Source organism: Paenibacillus sp. EB106-04-04-XG159 (assembly GCF_058791835.1).
Map to the genome: position 1 here is coordinate 1 of NZ_JBYTDY010000011.1, position 16,881 is coordinate 16,881.

General features: G+C 46.2%; 18 protein-coding genes. 12 read left to right on the forward strand and 6 right to left on the reverse strand.

Going from position 1 to position 16,881, the window contains the following annotated elements; genetic code table 11:
• The coding region (locus tag AC3WTP_RS14395) for an IS3 family transposase (protein ID WP_492395318.1) at positions 1 to 321 on the forward strand (321 nt) is incomplete at its 5' end.
• Positions 322 to 394: 73 nt separating this feature from the next.
• Here AC3WTP_RS14395 and AC3WTP_RS14400 read toward each other — a convergent pair.
• The gene (locus tag AC3WTP_RS14400) at positions 395 to 2,116 is read right to left on the reverse strand and encodes a CoA-disulfide reductase (RefSeq protein ID WP_492395319.1); all 1,722 of its coding nucleotides are present in this window, start codon (positions 2,114 to 2,116) and stop codon (positions 395 to 397) included.
• A gap of 833 nt (positions 2,117 to 2,949) precedes the next feature.
• Positions 2,950 to 4,464: a carboxypeptidase M32 gene (locus tag AC3WTP_RS14405; RefSeq protein ID WP_492395320.1), complete on the reverse strand. Its 1,515-nt coding sequence runs from the start codon at positions 4,462 to 4,464 to the stop codon at positions 2,950 to 2,952.
• Between the two features lie 122 nt (positions 4,465 to 4,586).
• Here AC3WTP_RS14405 and AC3WTP_RS14410 point away from each other — a divergent pair, with 122 nt between their 5' ends.
• Together AC3WTP_RS14410 and AC3WTP_RS14415 are read left to right on the forward strand one after the other, a co-directional pair.
• Entirely contained in the window at positions 4,587 to 4,916 is a 330-nt protein-coding gene (locus AC3WTP_RS14410) for an iron-sulfur cluster biosynthesis family protein (protein ID WP_492395321.1), read from the forward strand.
• Between the two features lie 20 nt (positions 4,917 to 4,936).
• The gene (locus tag AC3WTP_RS14415) at positions 4,937 to 5,566 is read left to right on the forward strand and encodes a beta-class carbonic anhydrase (RefSeq protein WP_492395322.1); all 630 of its coding nucleotides are present in this window, start codon (positions 4,937 to 4,939) and stop codon (positions 5,564 to 5,566) included.
• An 81-nt stretch (positions 5,567 to 5,647) separates the two neighbouring features.
• On the opposite strand, the gene AC3WTP_RS14420 is transcribed toward AC3WTP_RS14415, so the two are convergent.
• Positions 5,648 to 6,685: a CobW family GTP-binding protein gene (locus tag AC3WTP_RS14420; RefSeq protein ID WP_492395323.1), complete on the reverse strand. Its 1,038-nt coding sequence runs from the start codon at positions 6,683 to 6,685 to the stop codon at positions 5,648 to 5,650.
• A 241-nt stretch (positions 6,686 to 6,926) separates the two neighbouring features.
• On the opposite strand from AC3WTP_RS14420, the gene AC3WTP_RS14425 reads away from it, so the two are divergent.
• Positions 6,927 to 7,463 carry a PadR family transcriptional regulator gene (locus tag AC3WTP_RS14425; protein WP_492395324.1) on the forward strand — a complete coding sequence of 179 codons (537 nt, stop codon included), beginning with the start codon at positions 6,927 to 6,929 and terminating at the stop codon, positions 7,461 to 7,463.
• 42 nt (positions 7,464 to 7,505) lie between these two features.
• Here AC3WTP_RS14425 and AC3WTP_RS14430 read toward each other — a convergent pair whose 3' ends face one another.
• Entirely contained in the window at positions 7,506 to 8,039 is a 534-nt protein-coding gene (locus tag AC3WTP_RS14430) for a DUF309 domain-containing protein (RefSeq protein WP_492395325.1), read from the reverse strand.
• 182 nt (positions 8,040 to 8,221) lie between these two features.
• On the opposite strand from AC3WTP_RS14430, the gene AC3WTP_RS14435 reads away from it, so the two are divergent.
• The 7 genes from AC3WTP_RS14435 to AC3WTP_RS14465 all read left to right on the forward strand — a co-directional run bounded on the left by AC3WTP_RS14435 (position 8,222) and on the right by AC3WTP_RS14465 (position 13,546).
• Entirely contained in the window at positions 8,222 to 8,665 is a 444-nt protein-coding gene (locus AC3WTP_RS14435; protein ID WP_492395326.1) for a hypothetical protein, read from the forward strand.
• Positions 8,662 to 8,946 (forward strand): DUF2653 family protein, encoded by a 285-nt coding sequence (locus tag AC3WTP_RS14440; RefSeq protein WP_492395327.1) that lies wholly within the window; start codon positions 8,662 to 8,664, stop codon positions 8,944 to 8,946. Before AC3WTP_RS14435 ends, AC3WTP_RS14440 begins: the two co-directional genes overlap by 4 nt.
• A gap of 279 nt (positions 8,947 to 9,225) precedes the next feature.
• A complete protein-coding gene (locus AC3WTP_RS14445) occupies positions 9,226 to 9,459 on the forward strand; it encodes a 3-dehydroquinate dehydratase (RefSeq protein ID WP_492395328.1) in 234 nt (77 codons plus the stop codon).
• Between the two features lie 335 nt (positions 9,460 to 9,794).
• A complete protein-coding gene (locus AC3WTP_RS14450; protein WP_492395329.1) occupies positions 9,795 to 10,487 on the forward strand; it encodes a response regulator transcription factor in 693 nt (230 codons plus the stop codon).
• A gap of 93 nt (positions 10,488 to 10,580) precedes the next feature.
• Complete coding sequence (locus tag AC3WTP_RS14455) at positions 10,581 to 11,444, forward strand: class I SAM-dependent methyltransferase (RefSeq protein ID WP_492395330.1); 864 nt, start codon at positions 10,581 to 10,583, stop codon at positions 11,442 to 11,444.
• A 2-nt stretch (positions 11,445 to 11,446) separates the two neighbouring features.
• Entirely contained in the window at positions 11,447 to 12,160 is a 714-nt protein-coding gene (locus tag AC3WTP_RS14460; RefSeq protein WP_492395331.1) for an RluA family pseudouridine synthase, read from the forward strand.
• 63 nt (positions 12,161 to 12,223) lie between these two features.
• Positions 12,224 to 13,546 (forward strand): CapA family protein, encoded by a 1,323-nt coding sequence (locus AC3WTP_RS14465; protein WP_492395332.1) that lies wholly within the window; start codon positions 12,224 to 12,226, stop codon positions 13,544 to 13,546.
• 23 nt (positions 13,547 to 13,569) lie between these two features.
• On the opposite strand, the gene AC3WTP_RS14470 is transcribed toward AC3WTP_RS14465, so the two are convergent.
• Positions 13,570 to 14,034, reverse strand: coding sequence for a MarR family winged helix-turn-helix transcriptional regulator (locus AC3WTP_RS14470; RefSeq protein ID WP_492395333.1), 465 nt, complete (start codon positions 14,032 to 14,034; stop codon positions 13,570 to 13,572).
• Positions 14,035 to 14,238: 204 nt separating this feature from the next.
• Here AC3WTP_RS14470 and AC3WTP_RS14475 point away from each other — a divergent pair, with 204 nt between their 5' ends.
• Positions 14,239 to 14,406 carry a hypothetical protein gene (locus AC3WTP_RS14475; protein ID WP_492395334.1) on the forward strand — a complete coding sequence of 56 codons (168 nt, stop codon included), beginning with the start codon at positions 14,239 to 14,241 and terminating at the stop codon, positions 14,404 to 14,406.
• Between the two features lie 18 nt (positions 14,407 to 14,424).
• On the opposite strand, the gene parC is transcribed toward AC3WTP_RS14475, so the two are convergent.
• Complete coding sequence (parC, locus tag AC3WTP_RS14480) at positions 14,425 to 16,878, reverse strand: DNA topoisomerase IV subunit A (RefSeq protein ID WP_492395335.1); 2,454 nt, start codon at positions 16,876 to 16,878, stop codon at positions 14,425 to 14,427.
• Positions 16,879 to 16,881 lie beyond the last annotated feature (3 nt).

Sequence of the window (16,881 nt, forward strand, 5' to 3'; positions counted from 1 at the left end):
AGGTTTAAGAAAGCAGAGGGTGCCTTCATTCATTCTGACCAAGGATCCCATTATACACATCCAGATTTTCAAAAAATGGTGAGGAAGATGAATTTAAAGCAGTCTATGTCCAGGCGGGGGAACTGCTGGGACAACGCACCTCAGGAATCATTTTTCGGTCATTTTAAAGATCAGGCTTCTATCAAGCCTTGTTCAACATTGGACGAGTTGAAACGGGAGATTAAGGACTATATGACTTACTACAACCATTACAGGTACCAATGGAATTTGAAAAAGATGACCCCTGTTCAATACAGAGATCATCTTCTTCAATCTGCCTAGACTTTTTTAGAAGGTCCTTTACAAGGGGTACAGTTTAGAATGGAGGAGCCTTCTTATAGAATAATATGATTGTTTATTTTGACGCAGCAAGCTCGCGCTCTTCCCGTTTCATCGTTCCATACAGCTTGTATCCGCCGTCCACGTTGCGTACATCGAAGCCATACTGTGTCAGCATGCGAGCGGCAATGTACCCGCGAAGTCCAACTTGACAGGAGATATAGATCGTCTCGTTCTGCGGCAGCTCTTGAAGACGGCTGCGCAGCTGGTTGAGCGGAATATTGATCGAGCCTTCAATCTTTCCGCCTGCCAGCTCTTGCGGATCGCGCACATCGATAAGCGTTGCGCCGCTTGCCATTACGGTGTCGATTTCATGCCATTGGATCGTGTCCACTAGTCCGTCCATCATATTCGATGCGATGTATCCCAGCATGTTGACAGGATCCTTGGCGGATGAATATGGCGGCGCATAGCTTAGCTCAAGATCCGGCAGGTCGAATACGGTCAACTTGCCGCGCATAGCAGTTGCAATGACGTCGATTCGCTTGTCGACGCCGTCCGTGCCAACTCCCTGCGCGCCCAAGATTCGGCCGTCTTTCGGCGAGAAGATCAGCTTCAGCGTCATTGCGCTTGCTCCTGGATAGTATCCAGCATGAGACAGCGGATGCGAGTGCGCTACAGCATAAGGAATCTGCTGGCGCTGCAGCGCCTTCTCATTGCTGCCAGTTGAAGCTGCCGTTAGCTTGAACACTTTAGCTATTGAAGTGCCGTAAGCGCCGTTATATGCCGCAGGTCGGCCGTTCAGGATATCTGCCAAGAGACGTCCTTGGCGATTCGCGCCCCATGCGAGCGGCACATAAGTCGCTCCGCCGCTGACAGCATCGCGCACTTCGATGGCATCGCCAAGCGCGTATATGTTCGGATCGCTTGTCTGCAAGCGATCGTTCACACGAATGGCGCCGCGCAACCCCGTCTCCAAGCCAGCTTGTGATGCCAGCTGGCTCTCAGGCTGAACCCCGATCGCCATAATAACGAGATCGGTCTTCAGCTTGCGGCCAGTATCACAGACAACGGTATGTCCGTTGTCCTCAAATGCTTGTACCCCTTCACCCAGCAGCAGTTCAACGCCGTGCTCCCGCATGTGCTGGTGAATGATGCTCGCCATCTCCACGTCAAGGGGAGCCATGACCTGATTGGCCTTCTCCAGCAGGGTAACGTTCAAGCCGCGCTCGCGCAGGTTCTCCGCCATCTCGACGCCGATGAATCCGCCTCCGATCACGACTGCATGCTCTGGCTTATTATCCTCAACATAAGCTTTAATGCGGTCCGTATCCGGGATGTTGCGAAGCGTAAATACATTATGAGCTTCTTCGAGTCCCGGGATCGGCGGACGCATAGGCTTCGCCCCTGGCGAAAGCACAAGAATATCGTAGGATTCCTCGTATTCGGAATCGTCCTGTACATTTCGAATTGTGACAACTTTACGCTCACGGTCAATTCGAACCGCTTCACTGTAATTGCGAATATCCATTTCATAACGATCCGATAAGCCCTTAACGGTTTGGACCATCAATTTATTGCGATCTGTAATTGCTCCGCCAATATAATATGGCAAGCCGCAGTTAGCGAAAGAAACATGTTCTCCGCGCTCCAGCATTATAATATGATCTTGTTCGTTCAAGCGGCGAAGTCGAGCTGCTGCTGATGCTCCTCCTGCTACTCCACCGACAATAAGAATCTTGCGACTTAGTTTGGCATTCTGGCTCTGTTCTACACTGGTCTGATTAGTATGGTCCATTGTATATTCCCCTTCCCATTATACCTATAGGGGTATAAAAACGAGCGTGATTACGTCCTCTATATACCCATATGGGTATATTAACATGCGAATGCAAGGTTGTCAAAGCATGATTCAGTCTGTCGTTGATTGGTGACAGTTGTACCGCGCGGACACACGATCCGTTATTTCTTCCTTAATTGGCTAGTCAGCCACACTTGCGGACCGTGGATCCGCTATTTCATCAAACACAGCGGTAATCAGCTCTTTTTGAACCAAATAACGGCTTCTGAGTCCACTTCCACTTCAGCGGGTCAGAGAAGTCTCCCTGCCATATCGGGAGCGGACACACAGGCCGTTATTTGTAGTTAAAACCGCTAATTCACTATGTTAGCGGACCGTAGTGCCGCTATTTGACCAAAACTTAGCCGATAATGGCTAAATGTTTAGAAATAACGGCTTCTGAGTCCGCCAACCTCTAAATAGGCTTGCAAATTCACAAATAGCGGCTCCTGTATCCACTTCCACTTCAGCGGATCAGAGAAGTCTCCCTGCTATATCGGGAGCGGACACACAGGCCGTTATTTGCAGTTAAAACCGCTAATTCGCTATATTGGCGGACCGTAGTGCCGCTATTTGACCAAAAGTTAGCCGATAATGGCTAAATGTTAAGAAATAGCGTCATCTGAGTCCGCCAAACCTCAAAATTAGCCGTAAAATCACTAAATAGCGGCTCCTGTGTCCGCTAGGGTAGAAACGTCGGTTTATCCCCCCACTATCTCCGCAACAGCAAAAAGCTCCAAGCCATCGGATCAACAGCGATTCGATAGCTCAGAGCTTCCACTAACCTTGCTTTACAGCTTATATACATCCTTCGTCTTAGCTGTCAGATAATCCACCAGGTACTGCGGATTCAACGCTTCACCTGTCATACGCTCAATAATGTCCGAAGGCTCCAGCAGCTTACCGTATTGATAGACGTTTTCTGTCAGCCACTCTTTGATCGGCAGCAGATCCCCGCGCTCAATCAGCGCATCGACATCCGGCATCACTTGACGAAGCTTATTCATCATCTGAGCGCCGTACATATTGCCAAGCGAGTATGATGGGAAGTAACCGAAGCCTCCGCCCGACCAATGGACATCCTGAAGCACGCCCATTCCATCATGAGGCGGTCTAATGCCGAGATAGCTTTCATACTTGTCATTCCATACTTGCTGCAGATCATCTACGGATAAGCCTTCGTTAAAGATCATCTTCTCAATCTCATAGCGAATAATAATATGTAAATTGTACGTAACTTCGTCCGCATCTGTGCGAATGAGAGACGGTTCTACACGATTGATCGCACGATAGAACTGTTCTGGCGTGATGCCATCGAACTGCGGTGCAAACGCTTGCTGCAGATCACCGAAATAACGATGCCAGAATGGCAAACTGCGGCCGACCAAGTTCTCCCAGAAACGGGATTGTGATTCATGAATACCCATGGAGGTACCTGTGCACAGCGGTGTTTGTGCGAATTCTTTATTAATATTTTGCTCGTACAGCGCATGTCCGCCTTCGTGCAAAGAGCTGAACACAGCACTAGCTGCATCATTTTCCAGATAATGAGTCGTTATTCGCACATCTCCCAAGTTCAAGCCAGTCGCGAACGGATGCACACTTTCATCCAAACGTCCTGCCTCAAAGTCAAAGCCCATCTGCTGAAGTACAAAATGGCTGAACTTCTCTTGCTTCGCGATCTCGAACTTTTGATCCAAAAAATGAGCTTCAGGCTTGTTATTCGACTCTTGCACCTGCTGTACAAGCGGAACGAGCTGATCACGCAGCTTGCTGAAGATCTCATCCAGCTTCGCTACTGTCATACCCGGCTCATACATATCAAGCAGTGTATCGTATCGAGTTTCTTTTACTCCCCAATAATCGATGAACTGCTGGCTTAGCTTGATAACATCACGTATGTATGGTTTGAACATCTCATAGTCTTTTTTCGCCTTCGCTTCTTCCCATACTGTCTCTGCCTTGGAAGTTAGCACAACGTACTCTTGGTATAATTGAGGAGGAATCAATTTACTGCGATCATAATCTTGACGTGTATCCTTCACAATCTTGCGCATCGGCGCGTCCAACTGGTCGATATTCGCTTCCAGCTCATCGAGGCAAGCTCCCATCTCCTCTGAGACGCTCAGCTTGAACATTTCGGTGGACAGCATGCCGATCGTCTCTGAGCGCATCTCTGCCCCTTTACGCGGCGCGCCAGTTCGCAGATCCCAATACAATACGCCGATAGCTTCACGGTAAGCGTTCATTTTAGAAAGAATATCGTTAAATTGCTGCTGTTTAACTGCTAAATTCGTGCTAAGCATGCGAATCACCTCGAATATAGAATCTCCTTCCACTTGATGATACGACTTGAGAGGGATATAATCAACATTCAAAAGCATCTGTTACATATATCACACTTCATAGCAGAAGGGAGACTCGCCACATGGAATTACAAATGACGGATGCTGCAATCGAAGCAATTAACGTCATATGGCACGGCAGCGGGTTAATAAGACTAAGCTATGATACCGATGGATGCGGCTGTGCGGTGAATGGTGTACCTAGTATATGGATCATTGATCAGTCATCACCATTCGATGAACAGGTTGCCAGCAATGCGCCATTCCCAGTCGTTATGGATCATCATCAAGCTATCTTTTTTGAGGAACTACTATTTCTGGACGTTGTTGGGGTCGGATATTATCGATTATCCAGTAAACAGCAAATATATTCCACACATGTATCCTGTGTTGACAAGCGAGTACAGATCTAGGTAGTAAGGGAGGAATTCTTATGTCCAACATGTCTGAAATTCTTGACTACAATCAACAATTTGTGACGCAAAAAGAGTACGAGCAATATCTAACTGATAAATTCCCTGATAAGAAGATGGTTATCTTTACTTGTATGGACACACGTCTCGTTGAACTGCTGCCGAAGGCGATGAATCTGAGAAATGGTGATGTCAAGATCATTAAAAATGCCGGCGCGATCATCTCTCAGCCCTTCGGTTCTGTCGTACGGAGCATTCTCGTCGCGATCTATGAGCTGGAAGCGAATGAAGTCATCGTTGTCGGCCATCATGAATGCGGCATGACCGGCTTGAACTCGCAGCGAATCATTGATAAAGCGCGCGAGCGCGGTGTTGAGGATATCGTGCTTGATACGCTGACGAACTCCGGCTTCAAGCTGCATAACTGGCTGCGCGGCTTCGACAGCGTCTATGAAAGTGTGCTGAACAGTGTGCGAATAATGCGCAATCACCCGCTGCTTCCAGCTGATATTCCCGTACATGGCATGATCATTCATCCAGAAACGGGCGCTTTGGAGTGGGTAGCTGACGGCTACCGCTACTTGTACGAGAAGGAAGAAAGCAAAGCTTCTCTCTCAGATCCGGATCATAATCCATCATCCACTCGATAAGATCATTATAAGCATAATAAAGCCCTCTGACATTGTTGGGATCAATCCCTTAGTCAGAGGGCTTTAATACATACACTTCACCTATTCCTCGGCAATATCATACACCGTGTCAAAGGTTTCTTTCATCACACGAGCATCCATCTGTTCGCCGATAAGCACGAGCACATCTTCGATGTCCCCCTGGGGCTGAATTGGGATAAATTGCGTCGCGCGATATGCATATTGGAACATATACCGCTTCGAGGTATCCGTAAATCTAACGATCCCTTTCGCTCGATACACTTCCTGCGGAAGTGCCATCAACCATTCCTCAAATCGCAGACTGTCCACTGGCCGCTCAATAGGGTGAGTCCATACCGTAACATGTGCATGAGAAGCATGCTTATGATGGCCGTGATCGTGAGTGTGCTTGTGATCATGCTTCTCAGATATGGTTTCACTTACATCCCCCATTCGACCTCGCTCAATCGAGCATAGCAAGCATTGTTCCCATGTTTCAATCGGAATCTCAGCGTGGCTTGTCCGATGCACATGCGCCCTGTTGTTCCACTCTTTCAAATGGTATTCAACTCGCTCCGCATCAGCAGATGATATCAGATCACATTTATTCAGCACTAGCAGATTAGCTGCTCTGACCTGTTCTCTCAGTAGACGTTCCAGCTTCTTCGAACGAGTTAATCCCTCTTCTGGGAATACATGTTCAGCCATATGTGCGGTATCTACTAAAGTAATGATATGAGTTAACTGAACAGGCGCGTAGAGAGATACTTCTGTCAACGTATCAACTAATTCCATTGGCTCTGCGATACCTGTACATTCGACTATGATAACGTCTGGCGCTTGAGTCGATACCAGTTCATACAGCTTCACACCAAAATCGTCGCGAATCGAACAGCATATACACCCGCTTAGCAATTCTTCCATCGCGACTTTGTCGGGCAGCAGCTGTCCGTCCAGATTAACATCGCCTACTTCGTTCATAATGACAGCTGGCGTCTGGCCCGCTTCAAGACATCTTTGTACTGCCTGCTGCAGGAAAGTAGTCTTACCGCTGCCAAGAAAACCAGCCAATATAATAACAGGTATATCCTTAATAGGTTTGATCGATGCTATATTCATCTCATATACTCCCTCTCCAATTGTAAGCTGTTGTTGAGATTCCTAAAAATTCTGTAATTTTGATTTCTATCGAGTTTTCCTGTTGACTTCATATGCATAATATATCTATTCTAAAGAAAATGGTACGTAAAATACAGATACCATTAAGTTTACCCGAATTCAAATTATCATCTGCAGTGATATGATCGTTGCAGCGCTTCATGGTCGAGTATTCACTCTAGCTTTGTTGAGGAGGATTTATATGTTAAACACATTATCCTATGGCCTATTAGGGCTACTAGCCCGAGAATCATATTCGGGATACGATCTAATGCTGCGAATTCAACCATTCTGGCAGGCAAAGCACAGCCAGATCTATCCTCTCCTTGCCAAGCTTGAACGTGAAGGCTATGTACAATTTGTACGTATCGAGCAACGAGATAAGCCTGACAAGAAAGTGTACTCTCTCACGGATGTCGGTCGTCAAGCTGTTCTAGACTGGCTCGAAGAACCGCCTGCCGAACAAGCTACGCGCGATGAACTCAGCTTGAAGGCGCATTGTATATGGATGACTGGAGTCAACGTTATCATCCCTCTATTTCTGACCAGGAAGAAACAGCTGGAAACGAAGATGGCCTATTATGAGAGCTTATTGTCTCGAATTCCAGAAAGTGAGCGCAATGTAAAGTCCGTACACTTTGGCGATTATATCTTATTAAACAAAGCGCTCTCGCTTGCTAAAGTCCAGGTGGAATGGTGCCAATGGGTTGTCCAGATGCTGGAGGACTGCGAAGAATAGATTCAGATCGAAAACAGCTGCTCCATATGGGGCAGCTGTTATCTAATTCATACCATGCTTATTCCGTTTTGCAAGCTCTCTTGCCGCGATCACTTCCGTCCGATCTCGAAGTCGATGACGATGCAATATGCCTTCACTCACATGCGAATTCAGATACATCCACTTCATCCCTCTAGATTTACAACCTTCTTCACATGCCTTCACTAACGCATCATGAATGATTGGAAGGTTCATCGATACAAACTCTCTTCGATTCTCTTCCCAATTAGAGTCTTGCAGTTGATTCAAGCGTTCTGCAACCATTTCGCACAGCTTCTTGCGATCGATGCCAAGTTTATCCCATCGAATTCGGTCTACTTCGCTCATAAATCCTGAGTAGAGCTTAATCGCACCTTTTCGATTGCCCCTGCGCTCGTGGTATTGACCAACTGCCAGCTTAACGAGCATATGCCATGTTGGCTTCATCTCAAGATTCTGCTCGTTTTTCCACACTTCCTCCATAATTTCATGGCATTCGAACCAATCTCGAGTCACATGAAATTCGATCAAATAATCTATATATTCATCCGAGTACATTCGAATCCTCCTCTAGCATTGCAGCTCAGTACTTCACATCATTTCAGAATTTTGTTCAATTCTTCCATCTATTACATTACGTCTATGATTATTTTAACAAGTTCCTGTTTTTTTAGGAACCTATCAAAGATATTTACGTATAGACAGTATAAATCATTTTATTCTTCTAGAGGAGGCACCTTATGCGCAAGTTTTTCTCGGTCTTTTTGGCCATTGCACTCGTATTCAGCGTTACCGCTCCAACTTCTGTTGATGCCGCTAAAAAAGGTGGTTATAGCTCTGGAGTGAAGAAGTACAACTCTACACCTAATAAGTCTCCTAACACGAGCAACCGCACGAACCAGAACAACAGCATTAACAGCTCAACTAAGAAACCAAATACCACTACTTCCACTACAACGAAGAAGAAAAGCTTCGGAAAAAGCTTCATGAAGGGTATGATGGTCGGCGGTTTGGCAGGAATGCTGTTCAGCGGGTTAGGAGGTATGGGGATAATCGGAAGTATTATTGGACTTATGATCAACATGTTAGCTCTCGCAGCGCTTGTTATGGTGGTTATGGTTCTGTACCGCAAGATTCGTAATCGCAAGAAGCCTGCCAATACAACCGGACGGTGGAATGGATGAGTTTAACAATCTCGATGGATGAATTCGTTAATGCGATATGCTTGCATATGGCGATGCGAAGACAAGTACAACCCTCCGACGTAGAAGTTGAACTGAACTGGGATGAAGAGGATGGATATTCGGCTCAAGTATGGATTCGTGGACAGCTTCAAACTCTGCTGGAATCCAATATGCTGGAAGCACTTGAGCAGTACATTTATAATACGTATGGACAGCGAGTATTCCGATCCCAGATCCAATTGCATGTCGATGATGAGATGTGGGCGGAAGTTCATAATTAGTCCCCTCGATGTACAAGCTGTCACCTGTTGAAGTCTTAGGTTGTACAGTTAACTTATAACCAATGGCTGCAACCGAGTACACAACTTATACCGGTGCAGCCATTTTTATTCGTTATTTACGGTATGCGCAGCCGTAAATATCACCTCTAATCTGTGAATATTTGATTTTCGCCATAAATTGTAACAACATTGTATTTTGTTTTTAAGCTTAATTTAATGTTGTTCGGTTATGATTATATCAGTACAAATAGAATCATATTTTTTAGGAGGCTAAAAATAATGAAGACTGTATATATTGAATTTCAAAATCAAAAAATTCCTGTATTCTGCACCACGGTTTCTCATAAAAACACTTTTTCCTTGCTGAAGGATGCTTTGAATCGAAAATTGACTTCCGGTAAACGAGCAATTAAGACTTGTTTGGATAGTCTGATCAGTATTGAGATTGTTGGCTCTGAGGCCATATTGCACACAAAACGCGAAAACGATACACTTGCCCTTTCTCTTTACTAAGCCAATTTCTTTCGAACAGGTTGTAAGCTGCGCGGTTGAACACAACTGATTCGGCAGCAGTCGTCGGTCCACACATATAGCTATCGCAGCTATTATTTCTTAGCCAGGAGCAGATTGTCGTTGAAGCTGCTGATTATCGACTGGCCCTAACACATATGGATTGCATTAGCGTACTTCTCATCTTCAAGGTGGAAGTACGCTTTTTTTGTGAACAACTATAACCAAGATGCATCATAATACCGGATGAATTCAACAATTATCAAATTTCAAATTGCAATTACTGTTAATATATGCACCCCTTCGCTATAATATGATAGTGGAGGTGTCGATAAGGTATGGCCGCGTATAAAATACTAGTGGTAGATCATGATTTCGAGGCTAGAGAATCACTCACTTTACTTCTGGAGCGTTCTGGTTACAACGTCTATACTGCGGACAATGGATACGGGGCATTGCAATTAGCCGACGAGCTTCACCCAGATCTAATAATATTGGATGCCATTCTTCCAGAGCTTAACGGACTTGAAGTATGCAAGGAGATTCGCAAAACCTCTTATGTTCCTGTTATGTTCATTAGCAGCAAAAGCGAAGATCGTGATATCGTATTAGGTCTAACAATCGGCGGAGACGATTATTTAACCAAGCCGTACAGCCAGAACCAACTGATTGCTCGTATTCATGCCCTTCTTCGTCGCGTGATGATTCATTCGTCCTCTCCTCTTTACCATCATCTCATTCGACATTCCGGGTTCGAGATGGATCTGAACAATCGCACAGTTTCTGTAGGCGGACGCCTCATCAGCCTTTCCTCTAAAGAATTCGATCTTCTTTCCTATATGGCAGCCTTCCCTAATACTGTGTTTCGCCTGGAGCATTTATTTCAACATGTCTGGAATTCAGACAGCTTCGGAGATACACGCACGTTAATGGTACATATCAGCAACCTAAGAAAAAAGATTGAACCCGACCCGACCAACCCGCAATATATCGTTACCATAAGAGGTGTAGGCTATAAGTTTCTGGCGTGAACCGTCTGTATGCCTTTTATGGCTTAAGATATCATTTTGTAGTACAATATAGGGTAGGATTTTTTGCTTAAAAAAGGAAGGAAGACGACATTCATGTACATGGCGCAAGACTGGAAAGATTTCGAAGTATTGGACACTGGCGACGGTGAAAAATTGGAACGCTGGGGTGACATCATCCTGCGTCGTCCAGATCCTCAGATCATCTGGCCGAAGGCCCAGGAAACAAAGCAATGGACGCAAGTTCATGGACATTATCATCGCAGCTCATCTGGCGGCGGTGAATGGGATATGAAGAAGTCGATACCTGATAGATGGACAATCGGCTATCGGAATTTAAAGTTTCATATTCGCCCAACCAACTTTAAACATACAGGTCTGTTTCCAGAACAAGCAGTAAACTGGGCGTGGATGATGGACAAGATCGAGTCAGCTAACCGCCCGATTAAGGTATTGAATCTGTTTGCCTACACAGGCGGTGCATCGGTAGCCTGTGCATCTGCTGGTGCGGAAGTATGCCACGTTGACGCCGCAAAAGGAATGGTGCAATGGGCGAAAGAAAATCTCCAACTCTCTGGTCTTGCTGATCGTCCTGTACGCTTCATAACAGACGATGTGTTTAAGTTTGTTCAACGAGAGCAGCGCCGGGGCAACAAGTATGATGCGATCATCATGGATCCGCCATCCTACGGCCGAGGAACAAGCGGTGAAACCTGGAAGCTAGAGCAAAGCTTGTATCCATTCTTGGAGTCCTGCATGACCATTATGTCGGACAACCCTTTGTTTATGCTCATTAACTCGTATACGACAGGTCTATCCCCTTCTGTTCTCAACAACCTCTTTCACATGACAATGTCCAAGAGATACGGCGGGAAGATCACTTCAGGAGAGATCGGCTTGCCGGTCACGGCTTCTGGAATGCCGCTTCCTTGTGGAATACTTGGTCGTTGGGAGGCATAAATATGCGATCAACGGCAGTACCTGAAATTCCGATTCTATACGAGGATAATCATGTGCTTGTTGTAGAGAAGCCGGTCAACATATTGTCCCAAGCGGATGCAACACAAGATGTCGATATGCTTACTCTGCTGAAGGAAGATATTAAGATCAGATACAATAAGCCAGGCAATGTATATCTCGGATTGGTACATCGCTTGGATCGTCCTGTTGGAGGCGCGATGGTATTTGCCAAGACATCTAAAGCTGCTTCGCGATTATCAGATACGGTTCGTCGCCATGAACTGGATAAGCGGTATGTTTGTGTCGTCCACGGACAACCGCAATCCCAATTCGGCTCGCTCAAACATTATCTGCTTAAGGATGAACGCACGAATACAGTAAAGGCAGTCTCGTCCTCTACACCTGGAGCGAAAGAAGCAAGACTTGATTATCAAGTTCTCGCGACGGCTGACGACTATTCTTTGGTACAGATTCAGCTGCATACAGGCAGATCGCATCAGATTCGAGTTCAGATGAAGACAATCGGCTGTCCCTTGTACGGAGACCAAAAATATGGTGCTGAACAAAATGTTCCAGGGCAGCAGATTGCGTTGTGGTCCGCCTATCTGTCATTTCCCCATCCTACGAGCAAGGAACAGATGTCGTTCACCTGTATGCCCCCGTCTCAGGATCCTTGGACGAAATGGGACGTTAAGAACTGGCTTCAAACACACTAGATTCCTATCTAGACACAAATGCAACTTGAAAAAAGAATAAAGAAGAAAAGGATGACCTTTATTATGATTTCAAGGTTCGGTAGGCGAGGATCATTCCTCGCCGCATGTGTCCTTATACTTGTTCTGATGACAGCGTGCACCAGCTATTCGGACTCAAGCGCCACTCCCCTACTTCAATCGCCGAGTGATGAATCATCAGCCGGTTCAGATCATTCCTTGATTAATACGTTGGAACAGAACAATCCTCCTGCACAATCCGGTACACAGAGTAAACCTAGTGCACCAGATGCATCCACCACACCTATTGCACCAACAGAAACCGTAGAGCCAACATCACTGACGATTCTAGCTGTAGGCGACATTATGATGCATAGTCCGCAGTTTCCCGCATACCTAGATAAGCGAACAGGAAAATACGATTTCACATCCTATTTCACGGCTGTTAAGCCTTACATCGAGAAAGCGGATCTAGCGTGGGCCAATCTCGAAACACCGCTGCTCGGCGGTGAAAAGGTTTATACGGGGTACCCGATGTTCAATGCTCCGCCAGAGCTTGCTGACGCATTAAAGTGGGCTGGATTTGACATCGTGACGAACGCGAACAACCATTCACTTGATCGCCGCGCGAAAGGTGTGGAACAGACGTTGAAGGTACTGAAGGAACGAGAACTCGTTACTCGCGGTACGTACGCCTCCCTGTGGGATTCCATGCAGCCGACAATCGTAGAGAAGAATAACATTAAGCTCGGAGTGTTGGCATATACGTATGGCACGAATGGAATACCGTTGCCTAAGGAACAGCCCTATATGGTGGATTTGATTGATGAGGAGAAGATGCTCGCTGATATTAAGCAGTTGCAGAAATCAGGAGCAGAGGTGGTGGCGGTGGCTCTTCATTTTGGGGATGAATACGAACCTCTACCGAGCAAAGAACAGAAACGATTGGCACGAAGCTTGGCCGCAGGAGGCGCTGACATCATATTCGGATCACATCCTCATGTCCTGCAGCCATATGAACGAGTTCGCGTTACACGTGATGACGGAAGTACGAAAGATGCTATCATTATGTATTCATTAGGTAATTTCATTTCTAATCAACGCGGAGATAACAAGGATATTGGCTGTATGTTCCAGGTAACGATTCAAAAAGATCATGAGGGAAACCTATCGTTGGATGAAGCAGTAGTTACACCTACATGGGTTAACCGCACGCATAGCAATGGCAATTATAAATATGAGATTATTCCGCTTGCAAATGAGGTTATGCAACAGAACACCGATCGCTGGTCAGCCTCACAGTTCAATAAGATGGCAAACATGCTGCATACGACCGACAAACATGTTTACTCAATGTCAGAAATCCCAGTAATTGAGGCTTCCCCATAATATATACTCGTTTATTCGATAGGTTAACGATTAGCCGATGCAGTTGGCGAAGCAGCTGTGCCAGCACTTACAGGTGTTGGCTTCGTATTCGTTAACTTGGAAAGAAGCAGAACCAGCAGCTGTTGATTATGAGCCGAGATTCGATTCAGGGTATCATTCCAATAGGATTCCCGGATGGAGATCCCTCGGCTCATTTCTTGTTGTCCGAAGGACGTTAGACTAACCCACACAATTCGACGATCCGATTGATCGCGCTCTCTACCAATTAAAGCATTCTTCTCCATGCGATCCAGCAAAGTCGTTACGGCGGCAGGTGTCGTCTCCAGATGCTGAAGCAAGTCCGACGGCTTCACGCGATCATATAGAGCAATCCGCTCTAATACAATAAGCTGGCTTTCAGTCAAACTTGGCGCTAAAGCCTCATCCATCATGCTCTTGTAATCCTTCGAAAGTTTTGACCACAATTTCGCAAATTCAATGGCGCTCATTGTTGACCTCCCCATCCTTAGCTCGATTCTTCAAAATCATCTAAATTATACCACAAGCCCTCCGATCATTCACCCTATGAAATTTTTAGTAGTTACGCATTGGATAAGAGAACGATGCATTCAGCACATCGGACAGCTATACGTCATACGATATGGCATAGGCATTTGTACCGGTTAGCTGACATATGAAGGGAGTTGGTGGTTATGGAGACATGGAAACAAGAGATATTCCAGCGTGCACTTGAACGCGGAATAGCAAAAGACCCGCAATGGGTCGAGCAGTTGAATGAGCCCGTTCCATTGTGGGTCTTATTGGACATCCTCTTGAGGCTGAACGAATCATCCGATCATCCGGATAAGCCATTTGATTAAGGGATTTAATGCTGTAATTTATTGTGCAGCCTGTTGATGATGAAGCAAGAATGCTCCTACAATCGATTCATCCTTCTCCAGTGTTACGAGAAGCTTGCCTATCGATTTGCGATCCATTAACGGCGCATGCTCTGTAATCACTTCATGAGCTCTATTCAAGCTTGACAACAGGGTAATCACATACGCTTCTTTGCTATGGAAGGCGCCGATCAGCTTCGAGCCGTTCGGCTTTACACGTTTGCCTTCTTTGAATTCGAATGTTTGCACACCTTTGCCGCCTCTGCCTTGTGGAGTATAATCCAGCAGCAGAGATCTCTTCCCGTAGCCAATATCGGAGATAACAGTAACTTCTCCTTCATCTCCTGTGACGAGGATAGCGGAGACCAAGACGTCATCATCCTTCAGCTGCATGCCGCGTACACCCCCAGCGGCACGCCCCATCGGATTGACCTCCGATTCAGGGAATCGGATCGCCATTCCTTGCTCTGACACGAGGAACAGTTCTTTCTTATTGTCGGATGGGGTGACTGCAATGATCTCGTCATGATCCGAAACCTTGCAAGCAGCAATTGCTCCTGTCCGATTCGTCTCATACTCTTTCAGCATCGTTCGTTTTACTTGTCCGCGTTTCGTTACAAATAATAATGATGCTTGCTCATCATCATATGACTTAACCGGAATAACCGAGACGATTCGGTCTTCCTTGGCAAATGGAATGACGTTTACAATTGCAGTTCCCGTGTCTTTCCACTTAAATTCAGGCACTAGATGGACAGGCAGCGAGAAATATTGACCGCGCTGAGTGAAGATAAGAAGTCGATCCAATGTGTTCACTTCGAACACATGGCGTATATAATCGCCTTCCTTGACTCCAGAGCGGTTCCATTCGCCACCTGAACGAGTAAAGGACAGCATGCTCGTCCGCTTCACATAGCCATCATTAGAGAGTGTCAAGATGACGTCTTCTGAGTTCACGATAACCTCGAGATTAACCTTCAGCTCTTCAACTTCACCTTGAACGACAGAGCGACGATCAATGCCATAACGATCTCTAATATCTGCCAGTTCCTTCTTGATAACTTGTAGAAGCTTGCGTTCATTCTCCAATATATTGCGTAGATCCGCTATCTTCTTGCGGATATCATTCAGTTCCTTCTCAAGCGCATGCAGCTCCAGATTCGTTAAACGGTACAATTGGAGAGTTAATATCGCATCTGCCTGCCGTTCCGTGAATCCGAACTTGCTCATCAGATTCTGTTGAGCATCCTGACGATTCTTCGACGCCTTAATCGTCGCGATGACCTCATCCAGAATATCCAGCGCTTTTACTAAGCCTTCCAGCACATGCCCACGATCTTCAGCACGATTTAGATCATATCGTGTTCGCGCAGAAACAACCTCGCGCTGATGAGCAATATACGCCTGCATGATTGGTAATATGCCAAGCTGCATTGGCGCTTTGTTCACGATCGCGACCATATTGAAGTTATACGTGATCTGAAGATCCGTCTTCTTCAGCAAATAGTTAAGTATACCCTGCGCATCAGCTTCCTTCTTCAATTCAACGACGATGCGCAAGCCTTCGCGGCCGCTCTCATCGCGAACTTCGGCAATACCGTCTACCTTCTTCTCCAGACGAATATTTTCCATCGCTGTAACGAGTCGGGATTTCACAACCTGATATGGGATTTCCGTAATCACGATCTGCTGTCTTCCGCCGCGCAGATCTTCAATCTCGGTCTTCGAACGTACATAGATTCGACCCTTACCTGTTCGATAAGCATCTCGAATTCCTTCCTCACCCATGATAATGCCGCCAGTTGGGAAGTCAGGACCTTTAACGAAGCGCATAACCTCGTCAATATCCATATCCGGCTTATCGATGAGCGCGATACAGGCATCAATTACCTCGCGCAGGTTATGTGGTGGAATCTCGGTTGCGAAACCTGACGATATGCCGCTGACACCATTGACGAGCAAATTAGGATAGCGTGAAGGAAGCACAGAAGGCTCTTCATCCGTGTTATCGAAGTTCGGGCGAAACTGGACGGTTTCCTTCTCGATGTCACGCAGCAGCTCCATTGCGATCGAAGATAATCTGGCTTCAGTATAACGCATCGCTGCAGCTGGATCGTCGTCATGCGATCCCCAGTTGCCGTGCCCATCAACGAGGACATGCCCCATCTTCCACGGCTGTGCCATACGAACCATGCCGTCATAGATCGAGGAGTCGCCATGAGGATGATAGTTACCCATAACGTCACCGACCGTCTTTGCTGACTTGCGGTAAGGCTTGTCCGGAGTGTTGCCCGAGTTATGCATCGCATACAATATACGGCGTTGTACGGGCTTTAATCCGTCTCTTACATCCGGGATAGCACGGTCTTGAATTATATATTTCGAATACCTTCCGAACCGATCACCAACTACTTCTTCGAGAAAAGTAGGCTTAAACTGTTCCGAAACGCTCATTCG

Excerpts from the sequence above, each read along its gene's own strand:
- AC3WTP_RS14430 (WP_492395325.1), bottom strand. The coding sequence starts at position 8,039 with ATGTACTCGGATGAATATATAGATTATTTGATCGAATTTCATGTGACT.
- AC3WTP_RS14410 (WP_492395321.1), top strand. The coding sequence starts at position 4,587 with ATGGAATTACAAATGACGGATGCTGCAATCGAAGCAATTAACGTCATA.
- AC3WTP_RS14460 (WP_492395331.1), top strand. The coding sequence starts at position 11,447 with ATGCGATCAACGGCAGTACCTGAAATTCCGATTCTATACGAGGATAAT.
- AC3WTP_RS14475 (WP_492395334.1), top strand. The coding sequence starts at position 14,239 with ATGGAGACATGGAAACAAGAGATATTCCAGCGTGCACTTGAACGCGGA.
- AC3WTP_RS14465 (WP_492395332.1), top strand. The coding sequence starts at position 12,224 with ATGATTTCAAGGTTCGGTAGGCGAGGATCATTCCTCGCCGCATGTGTC.
- AC3WTP_RS14445 (WP_492395328.1), top strand. The coding sequence starts at position 9,226 with ATGAAGACTGTATATATTGAATTTCAAAATCAAAAAATTCCTGTATTC.
- AC3WTP_RS14405 (WP_492395320.1), bottom strand. The coding sequence starts at position 4,464 with ATGCTTAGCACGAATTTAGCAGTTAAACAGCAGCAATTTAACGATATT.
- AC3WTP_RS14400 (WP_492395319.1), bottom strand. The coding sequence starts at position 2,116 with ATGGACCATACTAATCAGACCAGTGTAGAACAGAGCCAGAATGCCAAA.
- AC3WTP_RS14440 (WP_492395327.1), top strand. The coding sequence starts at position 8,662 with ATGAGTTTAACAATCTCGATGGATGAATTCGTTAATGCGATATGCTTG.
- AC3WTP_RS14435 (WP_492395326.1), top strand. The coding sequence starts at position 8,222 with ATGCGCAAGTTTTTCTCGGTCTTTTTGGCCATTGCACTCGTATTCAGC.
- AC3WTP_RS14420 (WP_492395323.1), bottom strand. The coding sequence starts at position 6,685 with ATGAATATAGCATCGATCAAACCTATTAAGGATATACCTGTTATTATA.
- AC3WTP_RS14470 (WP_492395333.1), bottom strand. The coding sequence starts at position 14,034 with ATGAGCGCCATTGAATTTGCGAAATTGTGGTCAAAACTTTCGAAGGAT.
- AC3WTP_RS14425 (WP_492395324.1), top strand. The coding sequence starts at position 6,927 with ATGTTAAACACATTATCCTATGGCCTATTAGGGCTACTAGCCCGAGAA.
- AC3WTP_RS14455 (WP_492395330.1), top strand. The coding sequence starts at position 10,581 with ATGTACATGGCGCAAGACTGGAAAGATTTCGAAGTATTGGACACTGGC.
- parC (WP_492395335.1), bottom strand. The coding sequence starts at position 16,878 with ATGAGCGTTTCGGAACAGTTTAAGCCTACTTTTCTCGAAGAAGTAGTT.
- AC3WTP_RS14415 (WP_492395322.1), top strand. The coding sequence starts at position 4,937 with ATGTCCAACATGTCTGAAATTCTTGACTACAATCAACAATTTGTGACG.
- AC3WTP_RS14450 (WP_492395329.1), top strand. The coding sequence starts at position 9,795 with ATGGCCGCGTATAAAATACTAGTGGTAGATCATGATTTCGAGGCTAGA.